Origin of the sequence: uncultured Corynebacterium sp., from assembly GCF_937999985.1 — a bacterium.
GTDB lineage: Bacteria > Actinomycetota > Actinomycetes > Mycobacteriales > Mycobacteriaceae > Corynebacterium.
The window spans coordinates 1-8,054 of record NZ_CALLDG010000162.1 but is presented as its reverse complement, the minus strand read 5'-3'; the positions used below and the strand labels follow the sequence as shown (position 1 = coordinate 8,054).

8 protein-coding genes are annotated in these 8,054 nt (G+C 60.0%); 6 read left to right on the top strand and 2 right to left on the bottom strand.

Annotated features, from left to right (window positions below; all coding sequences use genetic code 11):
* On the top strand, nt 1–848 hold an 848-nt coding region (locus Q0331_RS07735), incomplete at its 5' end, for a cytochrome c oxidase subunit II (protein WP_298075817.1).
* Between the two features lie 42 nt (nt 849–890).
* The gene (locus Q0331_RS07730; protein ID WP_298075816.1) at nt 891–1,322 is read left to right on the top strand and encodes a cytochrome c oxidase subunit 4; all 432 of its coding nucleotides are present in this window, start codon (nt 891–893) and stop codon (nt 1,320–1,322) included.
* Nucleotides 1,323–1,389: 67 nt separating this feature from the next.
* Here Q0331_RS07730 and trpD read toward each other — a convergent pair whose 3' ends face one another.
* A complete protein-coding gene (gene trpD, locus Q0331_RS07725) occupies nt 1,390–2,487 on the bottom strand; it encodes an anthranilate phosphoribosyltransferase (RefSeq protein ID WP_298075815.1) in 1,098 nt (365 codons plus the stop codon).
* A gap of 408 nt (nt 2,488–2,895) precedes the next feature.
* On the opposite strand from trpD, the gene Q0331_RS07720 reads away from it, so the two are divergent.
* From Q0331_RS07720 to Q0331_RS07705, 4 genes are all read left to right on the top strand, one after another.
* Nucleotides 2,896–3,507 (top strand): heme-copper oxidase subunit III, encoded by a 612-nt coding sequence (locus Q0331_RS07720; RefSeq protein ID WP_034965190.1) that lies wholly within the window; start codon nt 2,896–2,898, stop codon nt 3,505–3,507.
* 86 nt (nt 3,508–3,593) lie between these two features.
* The gene (locus tag Q0331_RS07715; RefSeq protein WP_298075814.1) at nt 3,594–4,493 is read left to right on the top strand and encodes a c-type cytochrome; all 900 of its coding nucleotides are present in this window, start codon (nt 3,594–3,596) and stop codon (nt 4,491–4,493) included.
* A complete protein-coding gene (locus Q0331_RS07710) occupies nt 4,490–5,695 on the top strand; it encodes a ubiquinol-cytochrome c reductase iron-sulfur subunit (RefSeq protein ID WP_298075813.1) in 1,206 nt (401 codons plus the stop codon). The genes Q0331_RS07715 and Q0331_RS07710 overlap by 4 nt, the downstream gene beginning before the upstream one ends.
* Nucleotides 5,692–7,326: a cytochrome bc complex cytochrome b subunit gene (locus Q0331_RS07705; protein ID WP_298075812.1), complete on the top strand. Its 1,635-nt coding sequence runs from the start codon at nt 5,692–5,694 to the stop codon at nt 7,324–7,326. Before Q0331_RS07710 ends, Q0331_RS07705 begins: the two co-directional genes overlap by 4 nt.
* A 120-nt stretch (nt 7,327–7,446) precedes the next feature.
* On the opposite strand, the gene Q0331_RS07700 is transcribed toward Q0331_RS07705, so the two are convergent.
* Nucleotides 7,447–8,052, bottom strand: coding sequence for a PolC-type DNA polymerase III (locus Q0331_RS07700; RefSeq protein ID WP_298075811.1), 606 nt, complete (start codon nt 8,050–8,052; stop codon nt 7,447–7,449).
* Nucleotides 8,053–8,054 lie beyond the last annotated feature (2 nt).

Genomic DNA, 8,054 nt, shown 5'->3' with positions numbered 1-8,054 from the left:
CCAAGAAGGCCGAAAAGCGCGGCGAGGACGAGTTCCCGCGCCAGACCGGTTACAACGTTCCGCTGGAGCTGGTCCTGACCACCCTGCCGGTTCTGATCGTCTGTGGTCTGTTCTTCTTCAACGTCCAGGCGCAGGACCGCGCAACGGCTCTGGACAAGGATCCGAAGGTTGTCGTCGACGTAACCGGCTACCAGTGGAACTGGAAGTTCGGCTACAAGGAAGTCGCCGCGGAGCTGAATGGTGGTCAGGAGTACAAGGGCGTTAACAAGGAAGCTCAGGCTCGTGCGGAGGAATCCAAGAAGCCGGAGGAGAAGCTGGACAAGCACGGCCACCAGGTTCCGGGCCCGATCCACGGCAACTCCAAGGATGACCTCAGCTACCTGAACTACAACAAGATCGAGACCGTGGGCACCACCCAGGAGATCCCAGTTCTGGTTGTTCCGTCCGGCACCGCCATCGAGTTCGATCTGGCTTCCGCTGACGTTGTTCACTCCTTCTGGATCCCGGAGTTCCTGTTCAAGCGCGACGTGTTCCCGCACCCGGCCGAGAACCGCTCCGAGCGTCGCTTCCAGGTTGAGTCCATCGACGAGGAAGGCGCATACGTCGGCCGCTGTGCTGAAATGTGCGGTACCTACCACGCAATGATGAACTTCGAGCTGCGCGTGGTCTCCCCGGAGAAGTTCGAGCAGTACATCAAGTTCCGTCAGGACAACCCGGAGGCTCCGAACTCTGAGGCCCTGAAGGCCATCGGCGAGGAAGGCTACGCAACCTCCACCCACCCATTCGAGTCCGACCGCACCGGCACCCGTACTCCGAACGAGAACTACAAGGACCGCAACGCCGCTTAAACAGCGGAGCGCTAAGGCTAATTAAGGAAGAGAGATAAGCAAATGAACTCTGGTGCAAAGCTTTTCTACAGCATCGGTACCTTCTTCGTTGTGGTCACGGTGTTCTACTTCATCGTCACCTCCTCCGTGAAGGACTCGGGCAACGTGATGGGCGTTGAGTGGGCTGGCGGCACCGGCCTGGTCATGGCCACTCTGCTGGCCTTCATGCTCGGCGGTTACCTCCACCTGACCGCCTCCAAGACCGACATCGGCCCGGATGACTGGGAAGAGGCGGAAATCGAGGACGGCGCTGGCGTGCTGGGCTTCTTCTCTGCAAGCTCCATCTGGCCTTTCTGGATGACCGTCTCCATCGTCGTGATGGGCGCCGGTCTGGCTTGGTGGCACCTGTGGCTGGTCGTCTTCGGCGCCGTCATGCTGATCTGGGCCACCACGATGCTGAACCTGCAGTACGGTCTACCGCCGGAGAAGCACTAAACTTCACACTTCACTAAAAACTCCCCCTCCGCCAGTCTTTGGGACTGACTCGGAGGGGGAGTTCTTTTTACTTGCCGATAATCTTTTCCATCTGCTTGAGGGCGGCACCGGATTCCAGAACCTCGCGGGCAATCTGCACCTGCTCGCAAAGGGCTTCCTGTAAACCCTTTTCCTCCCAGCCCCGCACGGCCGTCAAGGCACCGGCAGCGTTGATCAAGACAGCATCCTTGATTGCGCCAGAGATCTCACCCTTCATCAGGCGCACGGCTACGTCCGCGTTGTACGCAGCGTCGCCGCCAGCCAGGCTGCCGTCCTCGTAGAAGTCGAGGCCGACGTTGCGAGGGTTAATGATTTCCTCGCCGGTGCGGCCGTTGGCGTCAACAGTAACGACCTCGGTAGGAGTACACACAGAGATCTCGTCCATACCGTCCATGCCCCGAACTACGAGAACGCGGCTGCCTTGGCGGGCGAACGCGCCACCCATGATGGGCATGAATTCCTTGAAGGCACAGCCGATCAGGCCGAACTTTGGGGAGGCAGGGTTAGTCATGGGCCCCAGCAGGTTAAAGATGGTGGGGGCGCCCAGCTGACTGCGTACCGGGCCGGCGAAGCGCATCGCAGGGTGGTAGGTCTTGGCGAACATGAAGGCGAATCCCGTGTCGTGCGCATCCTTTCGGATGGCCTCGGGGGAGCGTTCGATGTCCAGACCAAGAGCCTCCAGCATGTCCGCTCCGCCGCACTTAGAGCTGGCGGCGCGGTTGCCATGCTTCACAACCGGCACGCCCGCGGCGCTGACCACAAAGGATGCCATGGTAGAGATATTGACTGTGTGGTGGCCGTCGCCACCCGTGCCGACGATATCCACGCAGTTCGGGACGTCCGAGAAGTCCACCGGCGTGGCAAAGCTAGTCATAGTCTCGGCTGCGGCGGCTAGCTCGGCGGCGGTGATGCCACGCACGCGGATGCCGAAGGAGAAGGCGGCGATCTGCGCGTCGGTAGCGTTGCCCTCCATGATTTCGTTCATCGCCCAGCGAACTTGAGCCTCGCTGAGCTCCTGGCCCTTGCCGAGTCGCCCGAGCAGACCGGGCCAGGTAAAATAGCTCGGCGGTAGCTGCTCGGGGCTAAGGCCGCTGGTATCTACGGAACGCGGGGTAGTGGGGGACATAGCTGCTTCGACGCACCTCTCTGTCAGGGACCTGTGCCGGGCATCGGCACAATGAAGTAAATGGTTACTGTACTAACCAGTCTATTAGGTGCGGGGGGAGCTCGGAAGCCTTTGGGTAGTGACGCCCCTAGGGATCGGCGCCGAGAAATTGGCTATTGGGGGAGTTCCCGGCGATGCCGGGCAGCTAACCCCATAGTGGGGTGGTTGGCGTGTCAGCCCTTGACGAAAGTGGCATGTGACCTGTCGTTATGTGACTCGTCGGATACGGGACTGGAAAAGTTCCCACTAACCCCTAACGGGGTTGGCTTTCAGGTTTATCCAAGGTTTCACCTGCGATTTTACAGATTGCTTCCAGAAAACCGCCGAAGTGAATCGACTATCGAGCTTTAAACGGCCATACTGATATGCGTGACGAGCGCAGTTGAAAACCCAGGTATGGCAGCACCACAACGTGTTGCGACACTGAACCGACCGAACATGGTCAGTGTCGGCACGATTGTGTTCCTGTCTCAGGAATTGATGTTTTTCGCTGGCCTGTTCGCGATGTACTTCGTGTCCAAGGCTAACTCTGGCGGCAATTGGCCGTCCGAGCCCACCGAGCTGAACGTGCCCTTCGCGGCAACTATTACGGTCATCCTGATCAGTTCTTCGTTCACTGCTCAGTGGGGCGTCTTCGCAGCGGAGAGGGGTGATGTCTTCGCGCTACGCAAGTGGTATGCACTGTCCGCACTGCTGGGAACTATCTTCCTCATCGGCCAGGGCTACGAGTATGTCCACTTGGTGCAGCACGGAACCACCATCCCAGGCTCCGTCTACGGATCGGTCTTCTTCATCACGACAGGCTTCCACGGCGCGCACGTGCTCGCCGGTGTTATCGCCTTCCTCGTGGTGCTGCTGAGGACCGCGAAGTCGAAGTTCACCCCGGCACAGGCCACCGCCGCCGTCGTTGTGTCCTACTACTGGCACTTCGTCGACGTCGTGTGGATCGGCCTGTGGATCACCATTTACTTCATTCAGTAGGCCGGCCAGGTCGGTTCTTCTCCCCCAAGAAGAGAGTCGGCCTACAGCCCATCGCAATTCCATTGACTAGCAAATAAGGGAACAAGATGGATATCAACTCCACCAACGCAACCACGGAGCAAGTCTCCAGTGGTTCGAAGGGCAGTGCCGCCAAGGCACGCCGCCGCCGGAAGGTCCGCAAGGCCTTCGCCGGCGCGTTGGCATTGCTGTTCGCGCTTACGGGCGCGGGCTTCCTCGCCAACGCATTGACCCCTGATGCGCAGAACGCGGTTGCCGAGCAGAGCTCGGAGGAGCTGGCGCAGCAGGGTAAGGAAATTTACGAGGTTGCTTGTATCACCTGCCACGGTGGCAACCTGCAGGGCGTTAAGGACCGCGGTCCTTCCCTGATTGGTGTCGGTGAAGGCGCTGTGTACTTCCAGGTACACTCCGGCCGCATGCCGATGCTGCGCAACGAGGCGCAGGCAGGCCGTAAGCCTCCGCGCTACTCCGAGCAGCAGGCACTGGCGCTGGCAGCTTACGTTAACGCTAACGGTGGCGGTCCGGGCATCGTTCGCGATGCTAATGGCGAGATCGCCATGGAGTCCCTGCGTGGTGCCAACAACAAGGATGGTGAGATTGACCCGGCAGACGTTGCCCGTGGTTCCGATCTGTTTCGCCTGAACTGTGCATCTTGCCACAACTTCACCGGTAAGGGTGGCGCACTGTCCAGTGGTAAGTACGCACCGCCGCTGGCGCCTGCCAACGAGCAAGAGATCTACCAAGCTATGCTGACCGGCCCGCAAAACATGCCAAAGTTCTCCGATCGTCAGCTGACGGCTGACGAGAAGAAGGACATCATTGCCTACATCAAGTCGGCCAAGGAATCCCCGAACCCGGGTGGCTTCGGTCTGGGCGGTATCGGCCCGGTGACTGAGGGCATGGTCATGTGGTTTATCGGCATCGTGGTTCTCGTTGCCTTCGCTATGTGGATTGGATCGCGGTCATGAGTGAGAACAACAAGAAGTACAGCAACGAAGAGCTGTCGAAGATGAGCAACGACGAGCTGGCCCGCCTGGGTACCGAGCTCGACGGCGTTAAGGTTGCGTACCGCAAGGAGCGCTTCCCGATCGCCAACGATCCCGCTGAGAAGCGTGCGAGCCGCAAGGTGACAATCCTGTTGGCTCTGTCGATCCTGTTCGGCATCGCTTTCATCGGCGTCTACCTGTTCTGGCCGTGGGAGTACAAGCACCTAGCTGAAGATGGTGTATGGCTGTACACCATTTACACCCCTCTGCTCGGTATCACCGCCGGCCTGAGCATCACCCTGCTCGGTGCGGCCATCGTTGCCTACACCAAGAGCTTCGTTCCGGAAGAGATTTCGGTTCAGACCCGTCACGACGGCCCGTCTGAGGAAGTTGACCGCCGTACCCTGGTCGCTCTGCTGAACGACTCCTGGAAGACCTCCACCCTGGGTCGTCGCCCGGTCATCGCCGGCCTGGCTGGCACCGGTGCGGTCCTGGCTGGTCTGACTATCGCTCTGCCGCTGGGCGGCATCGTCAAGAACCCCTGGAAGGCCAAGGCAATGGGCATTCAGGGCGACGGTACCCTCTGGACCACTGGCTGGACGCTGGTGGAGCAGGGCGAGAAGGTCTACCTGGGCCGCGACACTGGCGCTATCGCCGAAGAGCATGACGGCCACTACAGCACCAAGGGCGTGTCTCGCCTGATCCGCATGCGCCCGGAGGATCTGGACGCAGCCTCCATGGAGACCGTGTTCCCCCTGACTGAGGACATGGTCAACGATGGTGACAAGTTCGACAAGGACCGTGACGTCTACGAGGAGCACATGCACTCCATCCACGGCCCGCGTAACTCTGTGATGCTTATCCGTCTGCGCCCTGAGGACGCTGACAAGGCGATCCTGCGTGAGGGCCAGGAGGACTTCCACTACGGCGATTACTTCGCTTACTCGAAGATCTGTACTCACATCGGTTGCCCTACTTCCCTGTATGAGCAGCAAACTAACCGCATCCTCTGCCCGTGCCACCAGTCTCAGTTCGATGCACTGCAGCACGGTAAGCCGATCTTCGGACCGGCAGCTCGCGCCCTGCCTGAGCTGTCGATCTCGGTCGACGAAGAGGGATACATGTACGCCGACCGTAACTTCATCGAGCCCGTCGGCCCGGCATTCTGGGAGCGTCGTTCATGACCACTAAACAACAGAGCCGCGCTGCTAAAGCGGCTAACAACATCGACGAGCGGTACACTGCCTCCGGCCTAATCCGCCCGCAAATTAACAAGGTATTTCCGACTCACTGGTCATTCATGCTCGGTGAGATCGCCCTGTACTCCTTCATCATCCTGATCCTGTCCGGTGTATACCTGACGCTGTTCTTCGATCCTTCTATGTCGAAGGTGATCTACGACGGCGCCTACGCACCGCTCAACGGCGTGGAAATGTCCGCCGCCTACCACACCGCCCTAGACCTCTCCTTCGAGGTTCGCGGTGGCCTGTTCATCCGCCAGGTTCACCACTGGGCTGCACTGCTGTTCGCAGTGTCCATCATGGTTCACATGATGCGCATCTTCTTCACCGGTGCATTCCGCAAGCCGCGTGAGGCTAACTGGGTCATCGGCTGCGTCCTGCTGCTGCTGTCTGTAGCAGAGGGCTTCATGGGTTACTCCCTGCCGGACGACCTGCTTTCCGGTGTTGGTCTGCGCATTATGTCCGCCATCATGGTTGGCCTGCCGATCATCGGTACCTGGCTGCACTGGATCATGTTCGCTGGCGACTTCCCAGGTGAGATCATCATTCCTCGCCTGTACATCGCTCACGTTCTGCTGATCCCGGGCATTCTGTTGGCTCTGATCGCTGCCCACCTAGCACTGGTCTGGTATCAGAAGCACACCCAGTTCCCTGGACCGGGTCGCACGGAGAACAACGTCGTCGGCGTTCGTATTCTGCCGGTCTTCGGTCTGAAGGCTGCTTCCTTCGGTCTGATCACGTTTGGTGTTGTCGCGCTGATGGCTGGTCTCTTCCAGATCAATGCCATCTGGAACCTGGGCCCGTACAACCCATCGCAGGTCTCCGCCGGTTCCCAGCCGGATATCTACATGCTGTGGACTGACGGTGCTGCACGTGTCATGCCTGCATGGGAGCTCTACCTCGGCAACTACACCATCCCAGCCGTGTTCTGGGTGGCTCTGTTGCTGGGCCTCCTGGTTGTGCTGCTGTTCGCTTACCCGTGGATCGAGCAGAAGATGACTGGCGATGACGCCCACCACAACCTGCTGCAGCGTCCGCGCGACGTGCCGGTTCGTACCGCACTGGGTGTCATGGCACTTGTCTTCTACGTGCTGCTGACCATCTCCGGTGGTAACGACCTAGTTGCACTACACTTCACTATCTCGCTGAACCTGATGACCTGGGTGGGCCGTATCGGCCTGGTGCTGCTGCCGCCGATCGCGTACTTCATCACCTACCACCTGTGCATCTCTCTGCAGCGCAACGACCGCGAGGTTCTGGAGCACGGTATCGAGACTGGCACCATTCGCCAGCTGCCTTCCGGTGGCTTCATTGAGGTCCACCAGCCGCTGGGCCCGGTTGACGAGCACGGCCACCCGATCCCGCTGGAGTACCAGGGTGCTTACGTTCCGAAGACCATGAACGAGCTCGGCGCAGCCGGCCAGCCTGGTCGCGGTGGCTTCTTCTCCCCGGATTCCCCGGAGATTGCGGAAAAGGCCGAGCGTATCGAGAAGGCCAACCACGCGGAGCAGAAGGAAATGTTCGAGCGACTCAACGAGGAGAACCGTCGTCGCTACGAGGAGCTCGACAAGTAGTCTCCAATCGAGCTAACTCAACTGCTCTCACCTAAGGCTCGAAAAAATCCCGTCCACCATCAGGTGGGCGGGATTTTTGTTGTTAGATGTTAGGTAGCTGCCGGCAGCGCCCTGAAGGCTTTAGCGCGCCGACAGCGCCCGCAGGACGTCGTAGGTGGCTAGGGCGTCGCTCATTGCGCGGTGTAGCGGGCGGTGGGGGACTTTAAGGTATGACGCCACGTTTCCTAGCCGATAGCGCCCCACCGACTCTCTAGGGATGAGCGCGCGGGAAGCCTCCGCAGTGCAGACTAGGCGCGGGGTGTATGGAGGGCTAACGGGATCCGAGCCTGGGGCGACATCGCCCAGCTGGAGGCGGAGGATCTCGTGTTGAAGGAAGGAGAAGTCGAAGGAAACATTGTGCCCCACAAGGCGTGGAGTCTCCAGGCTCGAAGTCCCGGCTGCGGTCGGGATAGTCGTAGCGGTTGCGGCCTGTTCAGTCGTAGCAGCTACGGCCGAGCCCGGCTTATCCCGGAGGAAAGCCAGCAAGTCCGGCAGAATCTCGGCGAAGCTGGGCTTGTCGGCCAGCAGACCGTCGGAGATGCCCGTGAGGTCTGTGATTTCCTGAGGCACGTCGCGATGCGGGTTGAGCAGGGTTGTGAACTGATCCTGGAGCTCGCCGTCGCAGATTCGCAAGGCGGCGATCTCAATGATTCGCTCATCCTGCGGCCGTAGCCCCGTGGTTTCAATGT